Consider the following 26,079-nt stretch of genomic DNA (forward strand, 5'->3'; position numbering starts at 1 on the left):
TTTTAACGATGGGATAACACTAGCGCCGCCTTGCCGCCGCGTCGGTGACTTAGTCACGGGCTTTGCAAAGTCTTAACCGTCTGAAGCCCGCGCCATGCGGGCAAGCTCGGCGCGGTTGATGATGCGGATTTGCCCGCGTTCATTGGCAACCACACCCTTCGAGACGAGCGCCTCCAGCCGCCGCGACACCACCTCGCGTGCCGTGCCGATGATCACGGCAAGGTCATGATGGGTGAGGGCGACATGCCGCTCCTCGTCCGCCCGCTCGAGAAGCGCATGCGCCAGCCGCTGCTCCACCTTCACGAAGGCCACCTGCTCCAGCACGAACATCAGGTCGCCCAGCCGGTCGGCGAAGGCTCGGAAGACGAAATTGCGGAAGGCCATCGAATCCGCCATCAGCCGCTCGAAGACGGCGGGCGGAACCATCACGGCCACGAGGTCGCTCTCGGCCACCGCCTCGCCCGAATAGGGCGCACCGCCCAGCACACCGAGCGTCGTCTGCACACAGGTCTCGCCAGGCGTCACGGAATAGAGGAGCAACTCCCGCCCGTTTCGCCCGGTGAGGTAAACGCCGATCCGGCCAGATAGCAGAATGACGAAACTCTGCGCGGCATCACCGGGTCGAAACAGCGTCGTGCGGTGAGGCACATGCATAGGCGTCAGCGCCTCCAGCGCCTGCCGTGCCTCTGCATCGATGCCTGCCAGAAAGCCGGCCTGATCTGCCCAACCCGCCATGGACCACCTCTCGATTCCCGCTTATGACCATAGCGACTGGCAAGGCATTGGAGAACACGACGTATGCAGGAAGACAGGCTTCACTACGAGGACTTCACGGAGGGCCGAAGCTTTGTGCTCGGGCCGCGTCTGGTGACATCAGAAGAGATCATCGAATTCGCGACCGAGTTCGATCCGCAGCCCATGCATCTCTCGGAAGAAGCCGGCAAGGCCAGCATCCTCGGTGGCCTGTCGGCCTCCGGCTGGCACACGTCCAGCCTCTTCATGCGCCTGATGATCGATGCCTACGTGCTCAAAGCTGCATCCGAAGGCGCGCCCGGCATCGAGTTCATGCAATGGCGCAAACCGGTGCTTGCCGGCGACACACTCTCTGGCCAGTCGGTCGTCGAAGAGGTCCGGGTGATGCGCTCGCGCCCCCATCTCGGCATCGTCACCTTCGGCCATGAATTGCACAACCAGCGTGGTGAAACGGTGCTGAAGGCCCGCAATGCCGTCATGGTGCGCCGTCGCGAGACGTCGGAGGTGACCGCATGAGAATGCTCGACCTCTATCCCGCCGGCACCCGCCTCGAACTCGGCAGCGTCACCTTTACCGCCGAAGACATCGTCCGCTTTGCCGAGAAGTTTGATCCGCAGCCTTTCCACATCGATGCGGAAGCCGCAAAGACCTACGTCTTCGGCGCGCTCTGCGCCTCCGGCTGGCACACCTGCGCCAACTGGATGAAGAGCTTCATCGGCTTTATCGGCCGCGAAATCGAGCGCCTGAAAGCCGAAGGCATCGCGCCGCCGAAGCTCGGCCCCTCGCCTGGCTTTGCCGAGTTGCAATGGCTGAAACCCGTCTTCGCCGGCGACACCATCACCTTCTTCATGATCCCGCTGGAAAGCCGCACCGTTCAGGGCCGAAACCGCTACATCCTGAACTCGGCCCTCTCCGAAGGCGTCAACCAGCACGGCGAAACCGTGTTGCGCTTCAAGAGCAACCTGATCGAATTCTTTCCCGACGAGGAACAAGCCCCATGAGCGTCTACGATTTCACCATGACCGCCATCGATGGCACCGAGCGCAGCCTGAAAGACTACGCAGGCAAGGTGCTGCTCATCGTCAACACGGCAAGCGCCTGCGGCCTCACGCCCCAGTACGAGGGCCTGGAAGCACTCCACAAGGACAATCCCAACCTCGTCGTGCTTGGCTTCCCCTGCAACCAGTTCGGTGCCCAGGAACCCGGCACGGAGAAGGAAATCGCCCTCTTCTGTGAGACACAGTTCGCCGTCACCTTCCCCCTCTTCGCCAAGATCGAAGTGAACGGCGCGGGCACCCACCCGCTCTACGCCTGGCTGAAGGCGGAAACACCGGGCGCAGAACAGGGCCAGGAGATCGGCTGGAATTTCGCGAAATTCCTTATTGGCCGCGACGGCCAGCCCATCGCTCGCTACTCCCCGCGCACGGCTCCGTCGGATCTTGCCGACGACATCGCCAAAGCGCTCGCCCTCTGATCCGCCATGGCCGGCTTCCGCTTCCATCCGACATCTCTCAGCGGCCTGGAAGCGGTCTCGGCCACAAGCGCGCATGTCTTTCCAAAACACACCCATGACACCTATGGCATCGGCTTTCTCTCCGCCGGCGGCCAGATCTCGGCGTCGGGCCGGGGTCAGGTGGAAGCCGGAGCCGGCCAGCTGATCACGGTCAATCCGGGCGAAGTCCATGACGGCTCCCCGATCGGCCGGACGCCGCGCAGCTGGCACATGCTTTACCTGACGCCAGCACTGCTCACCGACAGCGTATCCGATCTGGTCTCCTCGACTTCGGATCTGGAATTCGAGCTGCCCGTCTTCGCTGACCAAGATGTTCACCATCATCTCACCGCCTTGCATCGCCGGTTTGACAATGGACCGGAAGACCTGCCCGCGGACGCCCTGCGCGAAGTGCTTGTCCTCATCGTCGGAAAGACGCTGCTCCGTAGCCGGGAGACAGCGCCTGCCCTGCCCGCCAGCCTTGCCCGTGTTCGCCAACGCCTGGACGAGGATCCGACAACACTTGCCGATCTCTCGGACCTTGCTCGCGAAGCCGGCCTCAGCCGCTTTCAGCTGATCCGCACCTTTCGGCAGTACACCGGCCTCACGCCCCATGCCTACCGCATGCAGAGCCGCGCCAACCTCAGCCGCCGACTGCTCATGGACGGTCTCGCCCCCGCTGAGGTCGCAGCCGCCTGCGGTTACGTCGATCAGAGCCATATGCACCGCGAATTCCGCCGCCGCTTCGGGCTGACGCCCGGCGTATATCGCAGCGCCCAGCTCGGCTGCAATCCTGTACAAGACCACAGCGCCTGACACCGGCATGCTCGCTCCACCAACGCAGGAGACCAGCATGACCCTCGATTTCCTACTGACGACCCTCATCATTGTCGCAACGCCCGGCACGGGCGCGCTCTACACGCTGGCAGCAGCCCTCGGCGGCGGACGGCGAAACGCACTCATCGCCGCCTTCGGCTGCACGCTCGGCATCGTCCCGCATATGCTGGCGGCAGCGCTGGGGCTCGCAGCCCTCGTTGCCGCAGAACCACGTCTCTTCGAACTGATACGCTATGCCGGCATCGCCTATCTGATCTGGATGGCGATCGGTCTCTGGAAAAGTGGCATCGTCCAGGAGCAGGCAGCCGATCCGCACCGCGCGGCCTGGCGGATCATCCGCAAGGCAGTGCTCATCAACCTGCTCAATCCGAAGCTGTCGCTCTTCTTCCTGGCCTTCCTTCCGCAATTCGTCGATCAGGCCGATCCGGCACCCCTGGCCACAATGGCCGGTCTCAGCCTCGTCTTCATGGCAGTGACATCAGTGGTCTTCGCACTCTACGGCCTTGCCGCAGCCGCAATGCGCCATGGCCTCGTTGCGCGCCCGCACCGGATGCGGATCGTCAACCGGCTACTCGCAGGTGGCTTCGTGCTGATGGCGGGGAAATTGGCGCTGGCGCAACGCTGAGACACCAGCAGGAGGTCGACCGGGCGAGAGCGCCCGGTCGTCATAAAAGGCTCAGTGCCCCTCGAATTCCACGAGTGTGCGAACCTCGACGCCGAGTGCCTCGAGCTTCTTGCGGCCGCCGAGTTCCGGCAGGTCGATGACGAAGCAGGCAGACACGACGTCAGCGCCGATCTGGCGCAGCAGCTGGACGGCACCGACGGCCGTGCCGCCGGTCGCGATCAGGTCGTCGACCAGGATCACCTTCTCGCCGGGCTTCACGGCGTCCATGTGGATCTCCATCTCGTCCACGCCATATTCCAGGCTGTAGGCGATCCGCACGGTCTCGTGTGGCAGCTTGCCCTTCTTGCGGATCGGCACGAAGCCCGCCGAAAGCTGGTGGGCAACAGCGCCACCCAGGATAAAGCCGCGCGCCTCCATGCCCGCGATCTTGTCGACCTTCAGACCGGCATAAGGCTGCACCAGCTCATCAACCGCGCGCCGAAACGCCCGCGCGTCACCGAGCAGTGTGGTGATGTCGCGGAAGATGATCCCGGGCTTCGGATAGTCGGGAATGGAGCGGATCGAGCTCGTGAGATAGTTCTGCGTGTCGGGGTTCATGAGGCTTCCGGATTGTGTCGGGGAGGTCTTGCGCGGGACCTTACCAAGAATGGTGTGGGCTCCCAATAAAAAAGGCGGCCCGAAGACCGCCTTTTTCCATGAACGTGATCCCTTCGGATCAGTGTTCCTTGTTCGCGTAGACCGACTTCTTCGTCAGGTAGATCAGCGCGGTGAAGATCGCGAGGAACACCATGACCATGAAGCCCATGCGCTTGCGGTCTTCGAGATGCGGCTCTGCAGCCCACATCAGGAAGGCGGAAACGTCACGCGAATACTGCTCAAGCGTTTCCGGCGAACCGTCGTCATAGGTGACCTGACCGTCGGAGATCGGCTGTGCCATGGCAAGCGACTGACCGGCGATGAAGTACGGGTTGAAGTAGGTGCCTTCGGCAACTTCAACGCCTTCCGGCGGATCCTGGTAACCGGTGAGCAGCGCGTGGATATAGTCCGGGCCGCCCTGCTGGTACTGGGTGAAGATGTCGAAGACGAAGGTCGGGAAGCCGCGGGTGACGCCGCGTGCCTTTGCGATCAGCGAAAAGTCCGGCGGAGCCGCACCGTTGTTGGCCGCAGCAGCCGCTTCCTTGTTCGGGAACGGTGCCGGGAAATGGTCGGATGCGACAGCCGCACGGGTGAACATCTCGCCATCGGCGTTCGGGCCGTCGGTCACTTCGTAGTTGGCCGCAAAAGCCTTCACCTGCGCTTCAGAGTAGCCCAGGTCTTCCAGCGTGCGGAACGCAACCAGGCTCATCGAGTGACAGGCTGCACAGACTTCAGAGTAGACCTTGAGGCCACGCTGCAGCTGGCCCTTGTCATATTTTCCGAACGGGCCGGCAAACGACCAGTCCATCTGCTCGGGCTTCAGGATCGGGTAGTGACCGGTCTGCGCAGCATGATGCGTCATCTCGGCCAGATCGCCACCTTCCGCTGCCATCGCCTGGCCGGAGAACCCGGCCAAGGCGGCGATCAGCGCGATGCTCGTGACAAGCTTTTTCATTGTTATCTTCCTCTCACGTGCTCAGGCTTGGGCAGCAGCGGACTTGCCGCTCTTTTCGAGAACCGCTTCGGTGATCGAGTTCGGGATGCGCCTTGGCGTCTCGAACAGGCCCAGCAACGGCATGATCACAAGGAAGAAGCCGAAGTAGTAGGCAGTGCCGGCCTGCGACAGGACGACGTAGATGCCTTCTGCCGGCATCGCGCCGAGCCAGCCCAGCAGGATGGAGTTGGCAACGAAGATCCAGAAGAACAGCTTGTACCACGGACGGTAGACGGCCGAACGAACCTTGGACGTATCCAGCCAGGGCAGGAAGAACAGCACGATGATCGCACCGAACATCACCAGAACGCCACCGAGCTTGGAGTCGATCGGGCCAACGTTGAAGGTGATCGCACGCAGCATCGCGTAGAACGGCAGGAAGTACCATTCCGGAACGATGTGAGCAGGCGTCTTCAGCGAGTCAGCCGGGATGTAGTTGTCCGGATGGCCGAGATAGTTAGGCATGTAGAAGACGAAATACGCGAAGACCAGCAGGAAGACCGAGAGGCCAAGTGCATCCTTCAGCGTCGCATAGGGCGTGAAGGGAACGGTATCGGTCTTGGACTTCACTTCGACGCCGGTCGGGTTGGTCTGACCAGTGACGTGCAACGCCCAGACGTGCAGGATAACCACACCGGCGATCATGAACGGCAGCAGGTAGTGCAGCGCGAAGAAGCGGTTCAGCGTCGGATTGTCGACCGCAAAGCCGCCGAGCAGGAACTGCTGGATGCCCTCACCGACGAATGGGAAGGCGGTGAAGAAGCCGGTGATAACCGTCGCACCCCAGAAGGACATCTGACCCCAGGGCAGAACATAGCCCATGAAGGCGGTTGCCATCATCAGGAGGAAGATCACAACGCCGAGGATCCAAAGGATTTCGCGCGGTGCCTTGTAGGAACCGTAGTAGAGACCACGGGCAATATGCAGGTAGACGGCAATGAAGAAGAACGACGCGCCGTTGGCATGCATGTAGCGCAGCAGCCAGCCGTTGTTGACGTCGCGCATGATCTTCTCAACCGAGTTGAAGGCGACGGTCGTTTCAGCGGCATAGTGCATGGCGAGCACGACGCCGGTCAGGATCTGCACCAGCAGCATGACGGTCAGCATGCCACCGAAAGTGTAGGCATAATTCAGGTTGCGGGGAACCGGATAGGAAACGAAGCTGTCATACATCAGACGCGGCAGCGGAAGGCGCGCATCGATCCACTTCTCGACGCCGGTGGACGGCTGGTAACTCGAATGGCCACTCATTGTATCTTATCCCCTCAGCCGATCGTGATGACAGTGTCGGATGTGAATGCGAAGGTCGGCACCGGCAGGTTCGTCGGCGCGGGACCCTTGCGGATACGGCCCGCCGTATCGTAGTGCGAGCCGTGGCAGGGACAGAACCACCCGCCGAAATCACCGGACTGGCCAAGCGGCACGCAACCCAGATGGGTGCAGGAGCCGATCATGACGATCCAGTTTTCCTTGCCTTCACCGGCCGAACGCGCGAGGTCCGTCGCATCGGCAGTGGCCTCGACATTGGCGTTACGCGCGACCGGATCCTTGAGATCGGCCAGCTGAACGGCGTTTGCCTCTTCCACTTCCTTGTCGGTGCGGTTGCGGATGAACACCGGCTTGCCGCGCCACTTGACGGTCAGCGACATGCCCGGCTCGAGCGCCGATACGTCCACTTCGATCGAAGCGAGCGCGAGCGTCGATGCATCCGGACGCATCTGGTCGATGAACGGCCAGGCGAACGAGGCCGCACCGACCGCGCCGGCAATACCGGTCACCATATAGAGAAAGTCGCGGCGCGTAGGCTCGGCCGCATGTTCTGTCGTTGTCTCGTGTTCGCTCACGGTCACTTTTTCCTCTCGCAATCCTGCGACATACCGCATTTGCCCCCGCAGCGGGAATCACAGTTCGGCCACTGTGCAGCCACAGATTCCCCGCCAGATTGGCGCGTTCTAAGCCCGATAATCTATTCTGTCCAGTCTTCCGCAGGCAAGGAGCCACGATGTCGCGGATTTCATGGATACCATCCCCAATTGCTTGATTTATCGCAAGTGTGAGCGGCAGTTCATCAAGCGATGCAAATGGTTGCGGGTTCCGCCCAAGAGGGCGAAACGGTCAGGCCGTGGCAAGCTCGGTGCGCGTATCGAGGAAACCGCCGGATTGGCGCGCCCAGAGCTCCGAATAGAGCCCGCCCTGCGCCACCAGCTCCTGGTGGGTGCCCTGCTCGATGATCCGGCCCTTGTCCATGACCACCAGGCGATCGAGCGCCGCGATGGTCGACAAACGGTGTGCGATGGCAAGCACGGTCTTGCCCTGCATCAGCCGGTCGAGATTGGACTGGATCGCCGCTTCCACTTCTGAGTCAAGCGCGGATGTCGCCTCGTCCAGCACCAGGATCGGCGCATCCTTGAGCATCACCCGCGCAATCGCGATGCGCTGACGCTGCCCGCCGGAAAGCTTCACGCCCCGCTCGCCGACATGGGCGTCGAAGCCCTTGCGGCCACGCTGATCCTCGAGCCGCTGAATGAAGTCGAGCGCCTCCGCCCGCTCCGCCGCCTTCAAGAGCAGGTCCTCGCTCGCATCCTCTCGACCGAACAGAATGTTGTCGCGGATCGAGCGGTGCAAAAGCGCCGTGTCCTGCGTGACCATGCCGATCTGCGACCGCAGGCTCTCCTGCGTCACGGTCGAGATATCCTGCCCGTCGATCAGGATCCGCCCCCCCTCCAGATCGTAGAAGCGTAGCAGCAGGTTGACGAGCGTCGACTTGCCCGCGCCGGAACGCCCGACAATACCGACCTTCTCGCCGGGCTCGATCGTCAGCGTCAGGTGATCGATCGCGCCCTTCTTGCGGCCATAGTGGAAGCTCACGTCCTCGAAGCGGATTTCGGGAGACTTTACCTGAAGCTTGGCCGCATCCGGCTTATCGGTAAGACCGATCGGCTTGGCGACCAGCTCCGCCGAATTCTGGATAGTACCGATATTGCGCATGATGCCGTTGAGCTGCGTCATCATCCGGCCGAGAAGCATATTGAGGCGCAGGACTAGGCCGAGCGTGAAGGCGACGCCACCCGCTGTCACTGCACCGGCAAACCAGAGATCGACGGACAGAAGTGCCACCATCAGGATCATGAAGCCGGACAGGATGGCAAGCGAAGCCCGCACGCCGGTGAGCAGCCGCGCAAACGGGCGCAGCGTGTCCTGGAACCGGTCGAAGCCGGCCCGGATGTAATGGTCGTTCTGCCGCTCGCGGGCGAAAAGCTTCAGAGTCTGGATGTTGGAATAGCTGTCGACAAGCCGGCCATTCAGCATCGACGACGCCTCCGCCGTCTCGCGTGCATGATGGCGGATCTTCGGGACGAAATAGCGGGCGAGCACGAGGAAGATCGCTACCCAGGCGCCGATGATCGCCGCCAGTCGCCAGTCGAGCTGCGCGACCAGCGCCATGGTCGAAATGGTGTAGATCACCATGAACCACACGACCTGCAGCAATGACGTCAGCAGATCCCCAGTCGATTGTCCTGCCGACCAGACCTTGGTGACGATGCGTCCGGCAAAGTCGTTCTGGAAGAAGGAGAGCGATTGTCGCGCCACATGCGCATGCGCCTGCCAGCGAACGAGATTGAAGAAGTTGAGGACGATGACCTGCTCTTCGACCAGCGCCCCAACCGTCACCACCAGGAAGCGCCCGATGAGGATGATCAGCGCCATGGCCAGGAGCTCGCCGCCATGCGCCGCGATCAATCCGTCCCAGCCGGCCTCCTTCGGCACCGTATCGAGAAGGTCGACAAGCCGTCCGACGAACCAGAACAGCCCCGCCTCCAGCATGGCGACCGCCCCACCGAAGATTGCCATCAGGAAGAAGGCAAGCTTGGCCTGCCGGACATAGAACCACACGAAAGCCCAGGTCTTTTCCGGCGGACGCAGATTGTCCGTCCGGGCGAAAGGATCGAGCCAGTTTTCGAAAAGGCGGGCGACAGCTTGAAACATGACAAGCGATATAGGCGGTTTGCCCGGGACGGCAAAGCTTTTGCGCTGCAGACCAGATTACATTTTGGTCAGCATCGGCGAAACGCGTCGACCGCGCCTCTGTGGCTCAGCGCATCCGGCGACCGTAGAGCGCCTCGTAACGGCGGAGCGTGGCGGCATCGGCCGAGACTTCCGCAAAGACCGGCACGAGGCTCTCCGTCAGCTCTGCCCGCTGCAGCGACTGGCGCGCGGCACCATAGAGCTGCGCCGCCAGCACCGGGCGATGGGTTCGCGCACACCCGAAATGGCAGGCGAGCTTGGGCATCGACTTAATCGACCGCCGCGCAATGGTTTCGGCATCCGTGACCACCCGCGCGATCTTCTCGCCGAGTTGGGAAAGATAGGTCTCGCTGCTGGCCCCGACGAGCAGGCTGAGTTCGTCCGGACCGGTCCAGTAGGCCGTATCGCTCTTGTCGATCAGACGGTGCGTGAAGCGCGCCAGCGTATTCTTCATGTAGTCGCCGACCTGGGCAAGCCCGCTGCGGTTCATCGGCTCAAGCCCGTCGATACGACACAGCATCAGGCTCACGCCATCCTCCGGTACGCCCTCGCCGAATATCGATGCAAGCCGCTCTTCGAGCGCCGCATAACCCGGAAGGCCAAAGGTAAGTTGCACCGCCAGATGCTCCTGGCCTGCAGCATCCTGCGGCTCCGGCGTCACCAGCCGCGAGACAGCCTGCAAGGCCTCGATGCAATGGCCGATCTGCCCATCAAGCGCCGCCAGCTGCTCGGTCGCCCCTTGATGCGCCTCGGCAACGCTCACCGTTCCGCCTTCCAGCGCCTTGCGGAAACTGTCCAGCGCGCCAAGCGCCTCTTCGCTGACGCTCTTGAGCGTCGCAAATAAAGGCCGCTCCGGCAGAAACTGCTGCGCAACCATCGACAGCGCAGCCTGGCTGACCGGTTTGGGCAACGCGACGAAGGCCTCGCGAAGTGCTTTGTCCCGGCCCGTCAAAACCTCATAGATCAGCTCGAAATTGCGCGGCGTGAGATCGAGCCGGTTCTTGCTCAGGAATTCCAGCGCCTTGCGGCCGATGATCTCGGCCTCTCTGGCATGCGGGGCTGTGCGATAAGCGAAGTTTGACATGGGATGCACCTCCGTCGGGTGTTCCGGTCAAAACAGGCTACGCCCCAAATCGAAACCGATCGTTTCGGAGATCGCTAAAATGCAACGGGCCAGAAACCTCGGCCGTCACCGCTAAACTCACCGCGTATAGCGCGTGAGATAGATGCCCGTCAGGATCAGCCCCACGCCCGCCACCTGGCCGGGATGGAAATGCGCCGTGCCCCGGGCAAGGTCGATCAGCAGCCCGGTGATCATCTGGCCGCCGATGATCAGCAGGCCAGAGCGCGCCGCTCCGATCCGGGGAAAGACATAGGAGCTGATCACCACGAAGCAGGCCCCGATGACGCCGCCGACCAGATAGAAAAACGGCACGTCGGCAAGCAGCGGCAGGCCGACCCGATGGAAGAGAAGGATATAGACTGAGAGCAACAGGAAGCCGATCCAGTGGTTCCAGGCCGACGCCGTAAACGCCCCGCGGTCCATGGTCAGGCGCCCGTTGATCGAGCGGCTCATGCCAACAGCAGCACCGCCGATGAGCGCGATGAAGACAGCTCCGAGCATCTCAGGCCCCCTTCGAGAAGATGAGCAGCGCGCTGCCGCCGATCACGCAGATCGTGGCGAGAAAATCGAAGCGGTTCAACACGCGCTTCGGCGTCCCGAAAAGGCCGAACTGGTCGGAAAGAAGCCCGAACAGGATCTGCCCGACGAGAAGCAATGACAGCCCGCCGGCCAGCGCCAGCTCGGAATTGACGGCAATCGAGCTCAAGGCCACCGCGAAGGCACCCGGCGCGCCACCGAGATAAGACCAGAGCGGTGCCTTGCCACTAGCCGGCATCCGGCCAGCCCGCCTCGCGACAGCGCCGTTTGCGATCAGCAGGAAGAATGCCGCGACGCCACCCACGCCATGCACCACCCAGGACGCCGTAAACGGCGTCGTCAGCGCGGCAAGCCCGCTGTTGATGGTCACCATGACCGCCAGCAAGGCGCCGGCAAGCACAGCCCATGTCCAGTCGATGTATTTCAGCATGACGCTCCTGACCGGGCCTCCGGGACCGCGATCGATCAAATCGACCCGGATGGCCGAAGGCACCGCATAGCCGCGACCCCGTCCCGGCGACAAGCCAATTCGGCAAATGAAACGATCAGCCCCGTGAATGGAGAGCCGATCGAAAAACGCAAAACGGGGCATCCCTGCCCCGTTTCAATGTGAGAAGCTTGCCGCCTGCGGCAATCAGAATTCCGACCACTCCGAGGCAACCGCCGCATTGCCCTTGAAGGCACCGGCGATCTTGCGGCCGAGCGCCCGCGCAGGCGAAGCCTGCGGCCGGCTGTCAGGCTGGGCCATCCGCGGCGCGACCATGCGCTGCGTCTCCTCGCCAAGGCGGAACTGACCGAGCAGCTGCATCAGGGCGGTTGCCTGCTGCGCCAGACCATGGCTTGCAGCCGTCGACTGCTCGACCATCGCCGCATTTTTCTGCGTACCCTGATCCATCTGGTTCACGGCCATGTTGATCTCCGCAAGCCCCGTGGACTGCTCGCGCGCCGAGGTAACGATCGCCGTGACGTTCTGGTTGATCTCCTGAACCTCGCGCACGATGGCTTCCAGCGCCTTGCCGGTCTCGCCGACAAGCGCAACACCGTTGCGCACCTGCTCGCCGGATGTGTTGATCAGCCCCTTGATCTCCTTGGCGGCACTCGCCGAACGCTGCGCCAGTTCGCGAACCTCCTGGGCGACCACGGCAAAACCCTTGCCGGCCTCGCCCGCACGGGCCGCCTCGACACCGGCATTCAGTGCCAGAAGATTGGTCTGGAAGGCGATTTCGTCGATCACGCCGATGATGTTGGAGATTTCCGAAGACGACTTCTCGATCGCATGCATGGCATCCACGGCACGGCGCACCACTTCGCCGGAGCGCTCGGCGCCGACCCGCGTCCGCCCGACCAGCGCACCGGCCTCTTCGGCGCGCACCGCGCTGTCCTTGACCGCCGTTGTCACCTGCTCGAGCGCCGCAGCAGTCTCCTCGACGGAAGCTGCCTGCTGTTCAGTGCGCTTGGAAAGATCGTCCGCCGCCGCCAGCATTTCGCTGGCACCTGCGTCGATCGCCCGGGCATTGTCGCCCACCGCCTGCATGGCGTCACGCAGCCGCTCAACAGAATGGTTGAAGTTGACCCGCAACGGATCGAGATGTTCGGCAAAGCGCTCGCCGATCTCCACGGCGAGGTCTCCGTCCGAAAGCTTCTGCAGACCGCCGGCCAGCCGCTCGACGGCAAACTGCACCTCGGCAGCCTCGCGCGCCTTCTGCTCTTCCCGACGCATGCGCTCGGTTTCGCTGAGGCTGCGGCTTTCCTCCGCCTGGCGCTCCAGAGTGGCGCGTTCGATCGCATTGTCGCGGAAGACGGAGACGGCTGCCGCCATCTCGCCGATCTCGTCACGGCGATCGGCAAACGGGATCGCCGTTTCCGTGTTCCCAGCAGCCAGTGTGCGCATCGAACCGGTGATCGTCGAGATCGGACGGGCAACGCGCACCACCGAGACAATGGCCGCACCGAGCGCCATCAATGCCGCAAGGATAACGGCGGCCAGCGACAGACGCATCGCGAGCGTGGCCGAGGCATCGGCCTCTTGGCGAACCTGGACACCGGTTGCGCGGTTGATCTCGGTGATCTCCTGCAGGCTCTCTCCGGCGGCGTTGCCGAGCGGTACCATCTGGGCGATGGTTTCCTTTGCCTGATAGATCTTGGAAGCCAGCGCCTGCTCGACGAAGCTTTCGCCCAGCGTCCCATAGTCGGCGACGGTGGTTTTGAAAGCATCAAACCGCTCGCGCACCTCTGGGAGGACGATCACCGCATCGAACTGCGCGATCGCCGCATTCAGCCGCTCGCGAGCGCCTGCGAGCGTGTCGATCAGCGCCTTCTTCTCCGCCGAGGTGGCGGCCGTCAGGATCATCAGGTTGAGACGGCGAACCTCGCCGAGAACGGAATCGATATCCGCAATCATGATGGACCGATCGAGGCGTCCGCCCAGCGCTTCCATCTGGCCGTCCATATCCGAGACCGAGTGGACGGCGATGGCGCCCTGGCCGAGCGACACAATTACCATCAGGCCGAAAAGGAGCGGCAGGAGAAGTTTGATCTTGAGATTTTGCACCACTGAAATCCTGAATTGAAATGGAAGTAGGCGATCGGAAAAATACCCACAGCCTCCATGCCAATCCTAATTCTAACAAAGCCTTACGGTCCGAAGGGCAATTCTCGCCTCGTCCACAGGCACCCGGTGCGACGGCCAAACAAAAAAGGAGGGGCATCGCTGCCCCTCCCTCTCTCATTGTCGAATGCGAATGATCAGAATTCAGACCACTCGGCCGCGACAGCCGTATTGCCCTTGAAGGCATTGGCGATCTTGCGGCCGAGCGCCCGGGCGGGTGACGGCTGCGGCTGGGCAGAAGACGTCGCCGGCGCGAGGCGCGACGATGCCTGATAGCCGCCCTCGTCCGTCTTGAACTGCGACATCAGCTGCATCAGCTGGCCCGCCTGCTGCGCCAGCCCATGGCTTGCAGCCGTAGACTGCTCGACCATAGCAGCGTTCTTCTGCGTCCCCTGGTCCATCTGGTTGACCGCCATGCTGATTTCCTGCAGGCCGGTCGACTGTTCGCGGGTCGAGGTGACAATGGCCAGAACGTTCTGGTTGATCTCCTGCACTTCACGGACGATGGTCTCGAGCGCCCGGCCGGTTTCGTCGACCAGGCTCACGCCGTTGCGAACCTGCTCGCCCGACGTGGTGATCAGCGCCTTGATCTCCTTCGCCGCATTGGCAGACCGCTGGGCAAGCTCGCGCACTTCCTGGGCGACAACGGCAAAACCCTTGCCGGCTTCACCTGCACGTGCAGCCTCGACGCCGGCGTTCAGCGCCAGCAGGTTCGTCTGGAAGGCAATGTCATCGATCACGCCGATGATGTTGGAGATTTCCGAAGACGACTTCTCGATCGCCTGCATCGCAGAAACGGCGCGGCGGACGACCTCACCGGAATGCTCGGCCCCTTCCCGCGTGCGGCTGACCAGCTGGCCTGCCTCGTCGGCGCGGATTGCGCTGTCCTTGACGGCCGTCGTCACCTGCTCGAGTGCTGCGGCCGTTTCCTCGACGGACGCCGCCTGCTGTTCGGTGCGCTTGGACAGATCGTCGGCTGCCGCCAGCATCTCGTTGGCACCGGCATCGATCGAGCGGGCGTTTTCGCTGACGGCGCGCATGGCCTCCTTCAGGCGGGCAACCGACTGGTTGAAGTTGAGACGCAACGGGTCGAGGTGATCGGCAAACCGTTCGTTGATCTGGGCGACGAGGTCACCGTCCGACAGGCGCTGCAGACCGGAGGCCAGCTGGTCGACTGCAAACTGAACCTCGGCGGCTTCGCGAGCCTTCTGTGCCTCGCGTGCCTGACGCTCGGTTTCGCTCAACGAGCGATTTTCTTCTGCCTGGCGCTCCAGGGCAGCACGTTCGATCGCATTGTCGCGGAAGACGGCGACGGCAGCGGCCATATCGCCGATTTCGTCATGACGGCCGGCAAATGGGATCTCCGTCTTGGTGTCGCCGGCGGCAAGCCCGCGCATCGAGTCGGTGATGGCCGAAATCGGACGCACGACACGGGCAAAGCTGAAGAAGGCAGCACCGGCTGCAATCACGCCGCTGATGATAACGGCGAGGATGGTGATGCTGATCGCGGATGACGAAACCTGGTCCGCCTCCGCAATGGCGGCATCGCTCAGTTCGACATTGGCCTTGATCGTTTCATCCATCACGCTTACGAGTTCGCGAGCACTGGCAGCCATTGAGCCGGTAAACAGCGCCTTGGCCGCAGACTCGTTGCCCGTCCGCTTCAGTTCGACCATCTGCGAGGCAAGACGGTCATATTCGGCAAGCGCCACCTTCATCCGGTCGAAGCGTGCGCGCGTCGCCGGCATGGTGATCATCGGCTCATAGGCAGCAAACGCGGCATCGCGATCTGACAGCGCTGTCTTGGTGGCCGCAGAAATGGCGTCCAGCTCGTCGGGTGCAGCACTGAGAAGCATGGAGTAGTCACGGCGCACTTCGGCGAAAGTCGCATTCATCCGCGCCACCGCCAGCGTTCTCGGCAGGCGCTCGCGGCCAATGATATCCACCTGTTCCTTGACGTTTTCGATGAAGGTGACGGCGAGGATGCCCTGGCCGATGCCGAATGCCAGCACGACAGCAAACAGCAGCGGCAAGACGACTTTGATCTTGAGATTGGACATGATTGATCTCCGGAGAGGAAAAAGCATTCCCAACCCGACGTGGGAGGTCGCCAGGATGTAAGGACAAGACATCGTCCAATAGGTCGGGATGAAACCGTTCTAAAGAATCAACAATGAATAAATTACTTAAACTGCACGCAACCTTTGATGGCGGCGCAGACGGGTGAGCCGGTCGCGAAATGGCATCGCCGAAAAAAGGGCGGCGGCGGATTGCTCCGCCGCCGCCAAGTCTCAAATGATCCAACGAGCAGGTGTGCCTCGTGTTACTCGGCCGCCTCATCGGCGGCATCGCCGAGCGCCTTCGCCTCGGCGTCCGCACGGCGCGTCTTCTCCAGCTCCTGCTCCGGATCTGTCTGGTCCGGCAGGAAACCACCCGACTGGCGGTTCCACAGATCAGCATAGATGCCGCGGGTCTGGACCAGTTCCTGATGCGTGCCTTCTTCGACGATCCGGCCCTTGTCGAGCACGATCAACCGGTCCATCTGCGTCAGCGTCGACAGCCGGTGCGCAATCGCGATGACCGTCTTGTCCTCGATCAACTTGAACAGGCTTTCCTGGATCGCCGCCTCCACTTCCGAGTCGAGCGCCGATGTCGCTTCGTCGAGGATGAGGATCGGTGCGTCCTTGAGGAACACGCGAGCGATCGCGATACGCTGCCGCTGGCCACCGGAGAGCTTCACGCCGCGCTCACCGACATGCGCCTCGAGACCGTTGCGCCCCTGCATGTCCGACAGGCCCTGGATGAAGTCCCAGGCATTGGCCCGCTTCGCCGCCTCGATGATTTCGGCATCGGTGGCATCGGGGCGACCATAAGCGATGTTGTCGCGGATCGACCGGTGCAACAGCGAGGTATCCTGTGTGACCACGCCAACGAGCGCCCGCAGGCTGTCCTGGCTGACCGCCGAGATATCCTGGCCATCGACAAGGATCTTGCCCTTTTCCAGATCGTAGAAGCGCAGGAGCAGGTTCATGAGCGTCGTCTTGCCCGCACCCGAGCGTCCGACCAGACCGACCTTTTCGCCTGCCTTGATGGTCAGGGAGAAGTCTTCGATCACGCCCTTCTGCTTGCCATAATGGAAGCGCACGGCGTCATAGACGATCTCGCCCTTCGGCGCGGCAAGTGCCTTTGCCTCCGGCTTGTCGACGATGTCGTGACCCTTCGTCATCATGCCCATGCCGTCGTAGACAGTGCCGATGTTTTCGAACAGGGCTGCCACTTCCCACATGATCCACTGCGACATGCCGTTGATACGCATGGACAGACCGATGGCAACCGCGATTGCGCCGACCGTGACCGTGCCGTTCAGCCAGAACCAGATGCCGAGCGCTGCAACGAAGAACTGCACGATGGCATTGTTGATGTCGACGCAGATGTTGAGCAGCGAGATCTGCCGCATCTGCCGGTGCACCGTGCCAAGAAACGCATCCATGCCCTCCCGCGCATAGACCTCTTCGCGGCCCGCGTGCGAGAACAGCTTCACCGTCGCGATGTTGGTATAGCTGTCGACAATCCGGCCAGTCATCATCGAACGGGCATCCGCCTGCTCGCTCGAAAGCTTGCGCAGCTTCGGAATGAAGTAGCGCAGGATCAGCGCATAGACGATCAGCCAGAGCACCAGCGGCACGCCGAGCCGCCAGTCGACGGAGGCGACCAGCGCCAGCATCGAGACGAAGAAGGTCGTGGCATAGATGAAGACGTCGATGATCTTCATCACGCTTTCGCGGATGGAGAGCGCCGTCTGCATCACCTTGGTGGAGACACGGCCCGCGAACTCGTTGGCGAAGAAGGTCATCGAATGACGCAGCAGGAAGCGGTGCATCTGCCAGCGTGCAATCATCGGGAAATTACCCGCCAGCACCTGGTGCATGGTGATGCTGTGGATGGCTCCGATCACCGGCAGACCGATCAGCAACAGAGCGGCCATCCAGGCGAGGGTACCGCCCTCCGTCTGAAGGAAGGTGGAACGTTCGGCCGTCGACAGCCAGTCGACGATGTTGCCGAGGAACTGGTACAGAAACACTTCCGCGACTGCGATGAGACCCGAGCACAGCCCGAGCAGAACCAGCCACCAGCCCGCAGGTTTGGTGTAGTGCCAGCAAAAGGCGATCAGCCCCTTCGGCGGCAGGCTCGGTTCATCGACCGGGTAGGGATTCAGGCGGCTTTCGAACCACGAGAACATGGAAAATCTCCAGAAATGGCGCGCAGGCGACACCGGAAAAAGGTGACGCGGACACGCGAATATTCAATGATTGAGGCCACTTATGGCCGCAGGATGAATCAGTTTGGAAAAAGACGCGAGGGTTACGCCGTCAGGCGGCAGCAGCCATAAATCGGGGCTGGCGCGAGATACCGAATAGATCCATCGATGGCCCTCCCTGGTGCGTGTGGAACAAGAGCCTCGTTCTAGCGGGCGCGCGCGCTTTTCGCCAGCCGGCTTTTCCCGCGAGCGCGACATTCGGCGCCAACTGTTGCAGACCGATCACAGAGCAAACCCGTGGTATCTCGCCATGCTTGAGCGTCCGCCGGGGATCGCCTATGAGCCTTGCATGTCCGACCTTCGCATCGCCCTTTACCAGCCCGACATCCCCGGCAATACCGGCACCATCCTGAGGCTTGCCGCCTGTCTCGGGCTGAAAGTCGACATCATCGAGCCCGCAGGCTTCGTCCTCTCCGACAAGAACCTCAAGCGATCCGGCATGGACTATCTGGCGAGTGTCGCCATGACACGCCACATCAACTGGGAGCGCTTCGACGCCTGGCGCCTTGAGGAAGGCCGCCGCCTTGTGCTCGCCTCGACCAAGGCAGCCCTGCCCTACACCACCTTCGACTACGCCCGGAACGACATTCTCCTCTTCGGTCGAGAGAGTGCAGGCGTCCCCGACCATGTGCACGATCGGGCCGACCATCGTGTGATCATTCCAATGGTCGAAGGCCAGCGCTCGATCAATGTTGCGATGTCGGCGGCGATGATCGCCGGCGAAGCACTGCGCCAGACCGGCTTCCCGGCCTGAACCTCGAAATCTCCACGTCATCAGCACCTCCTCTTTAGAACAGAGGTACCGTGCAACCTCAACCGCAGTTGAGGTCAAGAGCTTTTGGTCTTCTCTCGAAACGCGTGCGCCAGAGGCCATTCGCGCATTGCCTATTTATCCGAAAACCGTTATGTTGCATTGCAGCAAAATGGGAGATGGAGTCATGTTTGAGACAGCATTCGCCCTGGGCCTTACCCAGTTCGCCCGATCCTTGAGCTTCCCCGAGCGCGTCCGGCATCGCACGATGCGCAATGCAGCGCTCGAACCCTGGCGGCTCCGCAACACCGGCATCGACGCCCTCTACTATGACGTGAAGGCGCTGACGGCCGACGAAACCTTCTATATCAGTGACAGCATCGCCTCCGAAGGCCTGATCATGATCGTCCCGCCCACAGGCGGCGGCATGCTGACCCTGTGTGACAGTGTCGAGGAATTCCGCCTGCGCGGTGGCCGCAACGTCCGTGCCATGGCAGTTGCCGGCATCGGCGGCTCGGCCATCGGGGCGGCCGCCTTTGCCCGCAACGTGGCGGACGCAATCGACGCACCGGTGGCAGCCGTCGTCTCCGGCTACGGCCTCGGCGACATCGTCAACGAGGCGATCGGCGGCGCCTTCCTCTTCGGCTGGCTCGGCCATATCAGAAGCAATCTCGAAGTGATCGACGACGTTGTCGGTCGCCCCAAGCTCGGCGCCTATGGCAAGCGCGACGAAGACACCGATACGGACCGCAAGACCGGGCTCGATACCGATACGGTGGCAACCCTGCTCGCCGATCCGAGCCTTTCCTTTACCCTGATTGCCGGGCATTCCCGCGGAAACCGCGTCATCGCGGATGCCCTCCACGCGATCAAGGCCAGCGATCCGGGCCGGCTTGAAACCCTTGTGAACACCGCCCGCGTTATCACCTTCGGCGGCCGCATCAAGATGCCGGAAGCGTTCACCGAGGTGATCGACGTCGTCGGCGAACTGGATTGGTTCGGCGAGATGAATTCGCGCCCGAAAATCGCGACCGACATCAAGGTCCCCCTCTGCGGCCACTCGACGAACACCGACTTGCCGACGGCGCTCTCCGTGACCAAGATCCTCAGCGAGATCCTGAGGGGCGAAGCGCCGGTTTCGACAGCACTGCCAGAAACCATCGTGCCCGAGCCTATCGTGGCCGAACCCGTCGTCGCAGCCATTGTGGAAGAGGTTGTCGCCGAACAGGTAGCATCACAGGCCGAGCCGATCGAAGCAGCGCCCCTCCCTGCAATGGTCGAGGACGCCCCGCTACCGGCCGTCATCAAACCCGAACCGTCAGTGCTAACCGAAACGGAAACGCTGCGGGCAGAGCCCGCGATCGCCACAGCGGCATCAGAGGAGGCCGAAGCGGAACCTCCGCCGACCGCGAAAGCCGCGCCGACGCCAAAAGCCCAGAAGGCGGCGACCCCGATCATGGTCCCGCTCCCACGCGGCAAGACCAAGCGCCCGCGGACCAAGACCTGAACACAGGACCGACAGCAAAAGGCCCGCGCAAAGCGGGCCTTTTCGATTCCGCATCAGAGAGATACGCTTAGAGCCTCAACCACGACGTCATCGAGACATTGGCCATGTTGAGCGACGAGGATTGCAACTGATCCTGCACCTTCTCGGCCGTCAGCCGCACGCTCTGTTCGTTGAGTTCCGTGTCCACCAGGCGGCTGACGCCGAGTTCCGTCGCTCCCTGCAGCCCTTGCGCAAGCACGCTGTCACCCGTCACTTGGTTGCGGGTCGCACTCACTTCGGCACTCGCCCCGACCATGTCGATCATCACCCGGTTGAGCGATGAAATCATGCCGTCGATCTCGTCACCGGTCGTCTGGCTGTCGATCTTGATCTCGCGAGCACCCGGCTCGTTCGGTTCGCGCGACTGAGCGTCCATGAGGTAGTAGTTGTAGGGAACGCCACCAAGGCTCGTACCGGCATAAGCCCGCGTCAGCGTGCCGTCCTTCGCCTCTTGGCGCGAGACCAGCGTCGACTTGGCCGTGTCGAAATCCACCATGTTGATCGACAGGCTGCCATCCTTGTCCGTCGTAACGGACGCGAGCAGCGAAGCGACCTTGGGCCGTCCGCCGGCCTCGACTGCCAGCCAGTTGTCACCGTTGAACGTGCTGTCCTCGACAACCGCGGCGAGATCCGTCTTCATCTGGGAGATATCGGCATTGATCGCATCGCGATCGGCGCCAACGGTCTTGGCGAGCACGAGCTTCTGCTGAATACGAGCGACGATATCGGTTGCCTGCTCAAGCCCGAAAGCGGCGGTATCCGTGACCGCGGCTGCAATCTCATTCGCCTCCTGCACGCTGCCCATGGACAGGCTGCCCGCACGCATCGTGGTGGAAATCGACCAATAGTTGGAGGAACTCGGATCAGTTTCGACGGCTGGCTTGGCAGCGGGCTGCGTCGTCACCCGGTCGAGCGCGGACACGGATGCCCCCGCCATCGAAGCGCCACCGGCAACGGACGGGTTGAGCCAGACTGAACTCATGAGAAAACCTTGTGTCGCATGTCATGTCGATCCAAAGCCGGCATCATTCCGGCTGTATGGCGACCACATTAGAGATCAGGTTTTGCAATTGGCTTTCTGCCAAAGTTAGGATTTTAGCGATTGGCGTTTTAAACGCCTCAAGCGCCCGCGCCGCTCAGTCCGCTGAAGGCAGCCGCCGCATGGTGAACTCGATCTGGTCGCCGTCGAGCTGCCGCCAGCTTTCGACTTCTGTCCAGTAGGCGGCCTTGGGGAAGGTATCGAACCATTCGCGCGCCTTGGCCCGCGCCTCTTCGCGCGTCAGGCAATAGGTCTCACGCACATACTGCCCGCCCACGCGTCCGGCGGTCCCGGCTCTGTGGTCGGCGATGCGCTTCTTGAGGCCGTTGAACGATGGCGGGCCAGGCATCTTCATCATGAAATCCCTCGCATGGCCCAAGATTAATGCAGCTGAAACCGGAAGGCGAGTCGAATTTCCGGGGACACCCCCGCCCCGATATGGTCGCCTGCGATTTCACCTGATATTCGTTTGTCCTGAGAGAGTTGCGTGAGGACGTGGAGGGGGACGACATGGAGCGACCGGTACTGGCGAAAGGCCTGCCCGAGGACATCGAGGAAAAGAAGACGGCTGCGCGTGCCTGGTTCGAAAGCCTGCGCGACACGATCTGCGCCTCGTTCGAAACCCTGGAAGACGAACTGTCCGGGCCCATGGCCGATCGCGAGCCTGGCCGCTTCACTGCCAAGGACTGGCAGCGGGAGGAAGGCAAGGGCGGCGGCGGCCGCATGTCGATGATGTATGGCCGCGTCTTCGAAAAGGTCGGCGTGCACACGTCCACCGTCCACGGGGAGTTCTCGCCGGAATTCCGCAAGCAGATGCCGGGCGCCGAAGAGGATCCGCGCTTCTGGGCCTCGGGCATCTCGCTGATCGCCCACCCGGTCAATCCGCATGTGCCCACCGTGCACATGAACACCCGCATGGTGGTCACCTCCAGCCAGTGGTTCGGCGGCGGTGCAGACCTGACGCCGGTGCTCGACCGCCGGCGCACCCAGGACGATCCGGACACCCGCCTCTTCCACCGCGCGATGGAAGTCACCTGCGAACGCCATCCCGCCGTCGCCGACTACACCGCCTACAAGAAGTGGTGCGACGAATACTTCTTCCTGCCTCACCGCAACGAAGCCCGCGGCATCGGCGGCATCTTCTTCGACTGGCTGACGGCAGACGAGGAAAAGGGCGGCTTCGACGCCAATTTCGCCTTCGTTCAGGACGTCGGTCGCGCCTTCAATCTCGTCTATCCGAAGATCGTGCGCGCCAATTTCAACAATCCCTGGACGGACGAAGACCGTGAGGAACAACTCGTTCGTCGAGGCCGGTATGTCGAGTTCAACCTGCTCTACGACCGCGGCACGATCTTCGGTCTGAAGACCGGTGGCAATGTCGAATCAATCCTCTCCTCGCTGCCTCCGCTGGTCCGTTATCCCTGATCCCAGGGGTTACCGCTGACATAGGTTATGCACAGCTTGCTCACGAAAAAGAATGAGCGGTGATTCCCGCCGCTTACGACAATGTGTGTCGTTAACTTGACAGTTTGCATTGCGCTCCGCCCGCGCCCGGCCCATTCTGCGGCCTCACGCAGTATCGAGGAGGAGATTGCGATGACCCCATCCAGCTCAGTATCCGTGTCCCGCGTCAGTGAACCCGCAGACCGCGCGCTTCAGGCGCCCGAACTCATCGATCGTCTGGCCGAACAGATGCGCCAGTCGAGCGATATCGACCTGCCCCATTCCTATTTCGTCGAGCAGGTGCGCCTCGGTTTAGCCGGCAAGGACCTGGCCGACCGGCTTGCCGCCAACGACATCGAAAGCGGAGCCCACCGTGGCAAGCGCCAGCCAGCCCGCTCCGTTTTCCACGCCTGGGCCATGCCCGACTGAATATTCCTATCCACCGCGTCGGTTGCCTCTGCCCGCACCTGGTGCGGGCATTTTTTTGCGCCTGAAGCCGAACAAAAGCAGGCAGCCCGTGTTTGATCCTGCATCATGACACGGGAGGAAACGATCATGAAACGCTTCGAATGTGGCACCCTGGTCCCCGGCTGCGAATGGCACACGCGTGCCGAAGACGAGGCAGAAGTGGTGCGGCGAGCCGTGGAGCACATGCGCGGCACCCATGGAGAAGAGGTCATTCATCCCAAGATGGTGGAACACATCAAGGAACGCATCCTCGACGACCAACAGGCGGCAGCAGCCAATCAAGACTGATCTGGCCCGGCAAGATGCGGAGCCCGAAGAACAGGCTCCGCCAACGTCAGGCTCAGCTGCTCGGCAGCATGACTTTGTCGATGACGTGAATGACGCCGTTATCCGTGCGGATATCGGCGGACACGACGTTTGCGCCATCCACGGTCACGCCCGCGCCCGACTTGGAGACGGCAAGTGTCCGGTCACCACCGCCCTTGATGGTGCGGACATGGATGGTCCGGCCCGGCAGCATGGTCGAGGTCAGTTCGCGACCCACCACGTGATAGCTCAGGATGGCGGCCAGCTGATCCTTGTTTTCAGGCTTGAGCAGGTTCTCGACGGTCCCGGCCGGAAGCGCGGCAAAGGCTTCGTCGGTCGGTGCAAAGACGGTGAGCGGGCCGCCGCCGGAGAGCGCGTCGACCAGGCCTGCAGCCTGTGCCGCGGCGAGAAGCGTCTTGAAGCTGCCGGCCTGCTGGGCAGTCTCGACGATGTTGGCGGACTGCGCCGAGGAAGCGGCGACCGTCATGCCTGCGGCGACAATTGCAAATGCGATGCGTTTCATGGAAGTCCCTCCTTTGATGGGCCAGACCGACGTCATGTCGATCATCTGAAGCCGACAGGGATACGCGCCCCACCTCGCCCTTGGATCGCGCAGCTTCAGACACTCTTTGTTGAGGGCCGCCCGCAAATCCGATGGCGAAATTGAACGTATTGGCTCATTCCGTTTTCATGAAACGTCAGGACTTGGCGAGCGTCTCGATCCGCGCCAGCAGATCTTCACGGCTGAGGTTGAACTGCGAAGCAATCCACCCCTCCTCTAGTTTGCCTAGGATCTCGCCCACCTTGGGGCCGGCCGCGATCCCGGCTGCGAGCACATCGGCACCCTTGATCGGCAGCACCGGCCGCACGAAGCCCTCGGCCCGCTTGAGAAGCGCAAACAGCCGCGCACTGCGGGCCATCGCCTTCTGGTCGCCCTCGGCCCGCGCACGGACAGAAGCTAGCTCCAGCTTCAGCACAGAGATCATGCCATCCTTGCCGAAGCGATAGAGATCGCGGTCGAAGGCGACATCCGTCACCGTCTCCTGCGGCTTCGGCGCCCGTGCGAAGCGATCAAGTGCCAGCGCCTCGGCATTGGAAAGCTTGAGCCGCTCAGACAGCGTCACCAGCCTTGCTGCATCCTTCGGCACCATGGCGCAGAGCCTGAGCAGTGCATCAGGCTCCCAACCGAGTGCCTGTTCGGCCGCGATCAAACCAGGGATCGCGTCGATGCCCCACTTCTCTGTCTCCGGTAGGATTTCGGTCAGAACTCCCGACTGCCGCATCCAGAGCAGCGCCCGGCCCGGATCACGCGCGGACAAGAGCTTCTTGATCTCGCTCCACACCCGCTCCGCCGACAGCGTCTTGAGCTGTGCCCGCGCCCGAGCGCATGCCTTCAGGCCATCCGTATCGGGACGGCCGCTGCCATAATGGGCAAAGAAGCGGAAGAAGCGCAGGACGCGCAGATAGTCCTCGGCAATCCGCTGCTCGGCATCGCCGATGAAGCGCACCGTCTTCGTCTCGATATCCTTCAGCCCCCCGACGAGATCAACCACCTCGCCGTCGGCGCCGACATAAAGCGCATTGATGGTCAGGTCGCGCCGGTCGGCATCCTCCTGCCACGTCGCCCCGAAGGCCACCTGTGCATGCCGTCCGTTCGTCTCGACGTCGCGCCTCAGCGTCGTCACCTCGTAACCCTTGCCGTCGATCACAAGCGTCACCGTGCCGTGCTCGATGCCCGTCGGCACCGCCTTGATGCCCTTGGCAGCCGCCCTTCCGCTCACCTCTTCCGGCAAAAGCGTGGTGGCCAGATCGATATCGCCGACGGCAAGCCCCATCAGGCTGTTGCGCACCGCCCCACCGACCACGCGCGTCTCCGCGCCGCCACTGTTGAGCAGCGTCATCAGCTTCTGCAATCCAGGCTCCTGGAACCAGTCGCGATCGGCAAGATTGGTCATGCATAGAGCCTTTCGTAGAGCGTGCGGATGATCCCCGCCGTAATGCCCCAGATATGCCGTTCCCGATAGGGCATCACATAGAAATGCCGGACGGCCCCCTGCCACATCCGGCTGTCCTGCCGATGATTGGCCGGATCCATGAGGAACGACAACGGCACCTCGAAGACGCTGTCCACTTCATCGGGATTGAGCGTCAGCGCAAAGCCCGGCTGCACCACGGCCAGCACCGGCTGGATGCGGAACCCAGTCCCGGAGAGATACTGTGGCAGGCGCCCCACCGTCTCGACGAAACGGCGGTCGAGGCCGATCTCCTCCTCAGCCTCGCGCAGCGCCGCCTCTTCCGGAGAGGCATCCGTCGCATCGATGCCGCCGCCGGGAAAGGCGATCTGGCCCGCATGCTTGCGCAGCTTGTCGGTGCGTTGCGTGAGAATGATCCGCGCTTCGTCGCAATCGTCGACAACGCCGATCAGCACCGCCGCATCCTTCAGCTTTAGCTGTTCATATTGGAGGATGGTGTCGGGGTTCAGCACATGGTCGCCATGATCGCGCCAGGCATGCTCAAGCGGCGCTCCCACCTGTTCGAGCGCCCGGCGGCGGAAATCCTCGGCGGTAAAAGTCATCA

27 protein-coding genes are annotated in these 26,079 nt (G+C 62.4%); 10 read left to right on the plus strand and 17 right to left on the minus strand.

Annotation, left to right across the window (positions count from 1 at the left end; genetic code table 11):
- Positions 1–72 precede the first annotated feature (72 nt).
- On the minus strand, positions 73–735 hold the full coding sequence (locus C0V73_RS00530; RefSeq protein WP_102018054.1) for a Crp/Fnr family transcriptional regulator: 663 nt from the start codon (positions 733–735) through the stop codon (positions 73–75).
- Positions 736–798: 63 nt separating this feature from the next.
- Between C0V73_RS00530 and C0V73_RS00535 the strand changes: the two genes are divergently transcribed.
- Genes C0V73_RS00535 through C0V73_RS00555 form a run of 5 tightly spaced genes read left to right on the plus strand, consistent with a single transcriptional unit; the run spans position 799 to position 3,707 of the window.
- Positions 799–1,269, plus strand: coding sequence for a MaoC family dehydratase (locus C0V73_RS00535; RefSeq protein WP_102018055.1), 471 nt, complete (start codon positions 799–801; stop codon positions 1,267–1,269).
- Complete coding sequence (locus tag C0V73_RS00540) at positions 1,266–1,754, plus strand: MaoC/PaaZ C-terminal domain-containing protein (RefSeq protein ID WP_102018056.1); 489 nt, start codon at positions 1,266–1,268, stop codon at positions 1,752–1,754. Before C0V73_RS00535 ends, C0V73_RS00540 begins: the two co-directional genes overlap by 4 nt.
- Positions 1,751–2,227, plus strand: coding sequence for a glutathione peroxidase (locus C0V73_RS00545; RefSeq protein WP_102018057.1), 477 nt, complete (start codon positions 1,751–1,753; stop codon positions 2,225–2,227). Before C0V73_RS00540 ends, C0V73_RS00545 begins: the two co-directional genes overlap by 4 nt.
- 6 nt (positions 2,228–2,233) lie before the next feature.
- Positions 2,234–3,061: an AraC family transcriptional regulator gene (locus C0V73_RS00550; RefSeq protein WP_102018058.1), complete on the plus strand. Its 828-nt coding sequence runs from the start codon at positions 2,234–2,236 to the stop codon at positions 3,059–3,061.
- Positions 3,062–3,098: 37 nt separating this feature from the next.
- On the plus strand, positions 3,099–3,707 hold the full coding sequence (locus C0V73_RS00555) for a LysE family translocator (protein ID WP_102018059.1): 609 nt from the start codon (positions 3,099–3,101) through the stop codon (positions 3,705–3,707).
- Between the two features lie 51 nt (positions 3,708–3,758).
- Here C0V73_RS00555 and C0V73_RS00560 read toward each other — a convergent pair whose 3' ends face one another.
- The 11 genes from C0V73_RS00560 to C0V73_RS00610 all read right to left on the minus strand — a co-directional run bounded on the left by C0V73_RS00560 (position 3,759) and on the right by C0V73_RS00610 (position 17,871).
- Complete coding sequence (locus C0V73_RS00560) at positions 3,759–4,304, minus strand: adenine phosphoribosyltransferase (protein WP_102018060.1); 546 nt, start codon at positions 4,302–4,304, stop codon at positions 3,759–3,761.
- 118 nt (positions 4,305–4,422) lie between these two features.
- Positions 4,423–5,298 (minus strand): cytochrome c1, encoded by an 876-nt coding sequence (locus C0V73_RS00565; protein ID WP_102018061.1) that lies wholly within the window; start codon positions 5,296–5,298, stop codon positions 4,423–4,425.
- Positions 5,299–5,319: 21 nt separating this feature from the next.
- The gene (locus C0V73_RS00570; RefSeq protein ID WP_102018062.1) at positions 5,320–6,588 is read right to left on the minus strand and encodes a cytochrome b N-terminal domain-containing protein; all 1,269 of its coding nucleotides are present in this window, start codon (positions 6,586–6,588) and stop codon (positions 5,320–5,322) included.
- 14 nt (positions 6,589–6,602) lie between these two features.
- A complete protein-coding gene (gene petA / locus C0V73_RS00575) occupies positions 6,603–7,181 on the minus strand; it encodes a ubiquinol-cytochrome c reductase iron-sulfur subunit (protein ID WP_102018063.1) in 579 nt (192 codons plus the stop codon).
- Between the two features lie 271 nt (positions 7,182–7,452).
- A complete protein-coding gene (locus tag C0V73_RS00580; RefSeq protein WP_102018064.1) occupies positions 7,453–9,324 on the minus strand; it encodes an ABC transporter ATP-binding protein in 1,872 nt (623 codons plus the stop codon).
- A 106-nt stretch (positions 9,325–9,430) separates the two neighbouring features.
- Positions 9,431–10,447 carry a diguanylate cyclase gene (locus C0V73_RS00585; protein WP_102018065.1) on the minus strand — a complete coding sequence of 339 codons (1,017 nt, stop codon included), beginning with the start codon at positions 10,445–10,447 and terminating at the stop codon, positions 9,431–9,433.
- A gap of 117 nt (positions 10,448–10,564) precedes the next feature.
- Positions 10,565–10,987 carry a DMT family transporter gene (locus C0V73_RS00590; RefSeq protein WP_102018066.1) on the minus strand — a complete coding sequence of 141 codons (423 nt, stop codon included), beginning with the start codon at positions 10,985–10,987 and terminating at the stop codon, positions 10,565–10,567.
- Between the two features lies 1 nt (position 10,988).
- Entirely contained in the window at positions 10,989–11,453 is a 465-nt protein-coding gene (locus C0V73_RS00595) for a DMT family transporter (RefSeq protein ID WP_102018873.1), read from the minus strand.
- Positions 11,454–11,657: 204 nt separating this feature from the next.
- A complete protein-coding gene (locus tag C0V73_RS00600; RefSeq protein ID WP_102018874.1) occupies positions 11,658–13,574 on the minus strand; it encodes a methyl-accepting chemotaxis protein in 1,917 nt (638 codons plus the stop codon).
- Between the two features lie 194 nt (positions 13,575–13,768).
- On the minus strand, positions 13,769–15,691 hold the full coding sequence (locus C0V73_RS00605) for a HAMP domain-containing methyl-accepting chemotaxis protein (RefSeq protein WP_102018067.1): 1,923 nt from the start codon (positions 15,689–15,691) through the stop codon (positions 13,769–13,771).
- A gap of 263 nt (positions 15,692–15,954) precedes the next feature.
- Positions 15,955–17,871, minus strand: a complete 1,917-nt coding sequence (locus tag C0V73_RS00610) for an ABC transporter ATP-binding protein (protein ID WP_102018068.1) — start codon at positions 17,869–17,871, stop codon at positions 15,955–15,957.
- Positions 17,872–18,238: 367 nt separating this feature from the next.
- Here C0V73_RS00610 and C0V73_RS00615 point away from each other — a divergent pair, with 367 nt between their 5' ends.
- Positions 18,239–18,703 carry a tRNA (cytidine(34)-2'-O)-methyltransferase gene (locus C0V73_RS00615; protein WP_102018875.1) on the plus strand — a complete coding sequence of 155 codons (465 nt, stop codon included), beginning with the start codon at positions 18,239–18,241 and terminating at the stop codon, positions 18,701–18,703.
- A gap of 184 nt (positions 18,704–18,887) precedes the next feature.
- Positions 18,888–20,207 (plus strand): cell envelope biogenesis protein OmpA, encoded by a 1,320-nt coding sequence (locus tag C0V73_RS00620; RefSeq protein WP_102018069.1) that lies wholly within the window; start codon positions 18,888–18,890, stop codon positions 20,205–20,207.
- 67 nt (positions 20,208–20,274) lie between these two features.
- On the opposite strand, the gene C0V73_RS00625 is transcribed toward C0V73_RS00620, so the two are convergent.
- Positions 20,275–21,228: a flagellar hook associated protein gene (locus C0V73_RS00625; RefSeq protein ID WP_102018070.1), complete on the minus strand. Its 954-nt coding sequence runs from the start codon at positions 21,226–21,228 to the stop codon at positions 20,275–20,277.
- A gap of 154 nt (positions 21,229–21,382) precedes the next feature.
- Positions 21,383–21,643 carry a hypothetical protein gene (locus C0V73_RS00630; RefSeq protein ID WP_102018071.1) on the minus strand — a complete coding sequence of 87 codons (261 nt, stop codon included), beginning with the start codon at positions 21,641–21,643 and terminating at the stop codon, positions 21,383–21,385.
- A gap of 152 nt (positions 21,644–21,795) precedes the next feature.
- Here C0V73_RS00630 and hemF point away from each other — a divergent pair, with 152 nt between their 5' ends.
- The 3 genes from hemF to C0V73_RS00645 all read left to right on the plus strand — a co-directional run bounded on the left by hemF (position 21,796) and on the right by C0V73_RS00645 (position 23,484).
- Entirely contained in the window at positions 21,796–22,710 is a 915-nt protein-coding gene (gene hemF, locus C0V73_RS00635; RefSeq protein ID WP_102018072.1) for an oxygen-dependent coproporphyrinogen oxidase, read from the plus strand.
- A 171-nt stretch (positions 22,711–22,881) separates the two neighbouring features.
- A complete protein-coding gene (locus C0V73_RS00640; protein WP_102018073.1) occupies positions 22,882–23,157 on the plus strand; it encodes a hypothetical protein in 276 nt (91 codons plus the stop codon).
- 126 nt (positions 23,158–23,283) lie between these two features.
- Positions 23,284–23,484, plus strand: a complete 201-nt coding sequence (locus C0V73_RS00645) for a DUF1059 domain-containing protein (RefSeq protein WP_102018074.1) — start codon at positions 23,284–23,286, stop codon at positions 23,482–23,484.
- Between the two features lie 52 nt (positions 23,485–23,536).
- On the opposite strand, the gene C0V73_RS00650 is transcribed toward C0V73_RS00645, so the two are convergent.
- From C0V73_RS00650 to C0V73_RS00660, 3 genes are all read right to left on the minus strand, one after another.
- Positions 23,537–24,025, minus strand: a complete 489-nt coding sequence (locus C0V73_RS00650) for a fasciclin domain-containing protein (RefSeq protein ID WP_102018075.1) — start codon at positions 24,023–24,025, stop codon at positions 23,537–23,539.
- Positions 24,026–24,200: 175 nt separating this feature from the next.
- The gene (locus C0V73_RS00655) at positions 24,201–25,457 is read right to left on the minus strand and encodes a CCA tRNA nucleotidyltransferase (protein ID WP_102018076.1); all 1,257 of its coding nucleotides are present in this window, start codon (positions 25,455–25,457) and stop codon (positions 24,201–24,203) included.
- Positions 25,454–26,077 carry a CoA pyrophosphatase gene (locus tag C0V73_RS00660; protein WP_102018876.1) on the minus strand — a complete coding sequence of 208 codons (624 nt, stop codon included), beginning with the start codon at positions 26,075–26,077 and terminating at the stop codon, positions 25,454–25,456. Before C0V73_RS00660 ends, C0V73_RS00655 begins: the two co-directional genes overlap by 4 nt.
- Between the last annotated feature and the right edge of the window lie 2 nt (positions 26,078–26,079).

Origin of the sequence: Rhizobium sp. TH135, from assembly GCF_002855515.1 — a bacterium.
Lineage (GTDB): Bacteria > Pseudomonadota > Alphaproteobacteria > Rhizobiales > Rhizobiaceae > Allorhizobium.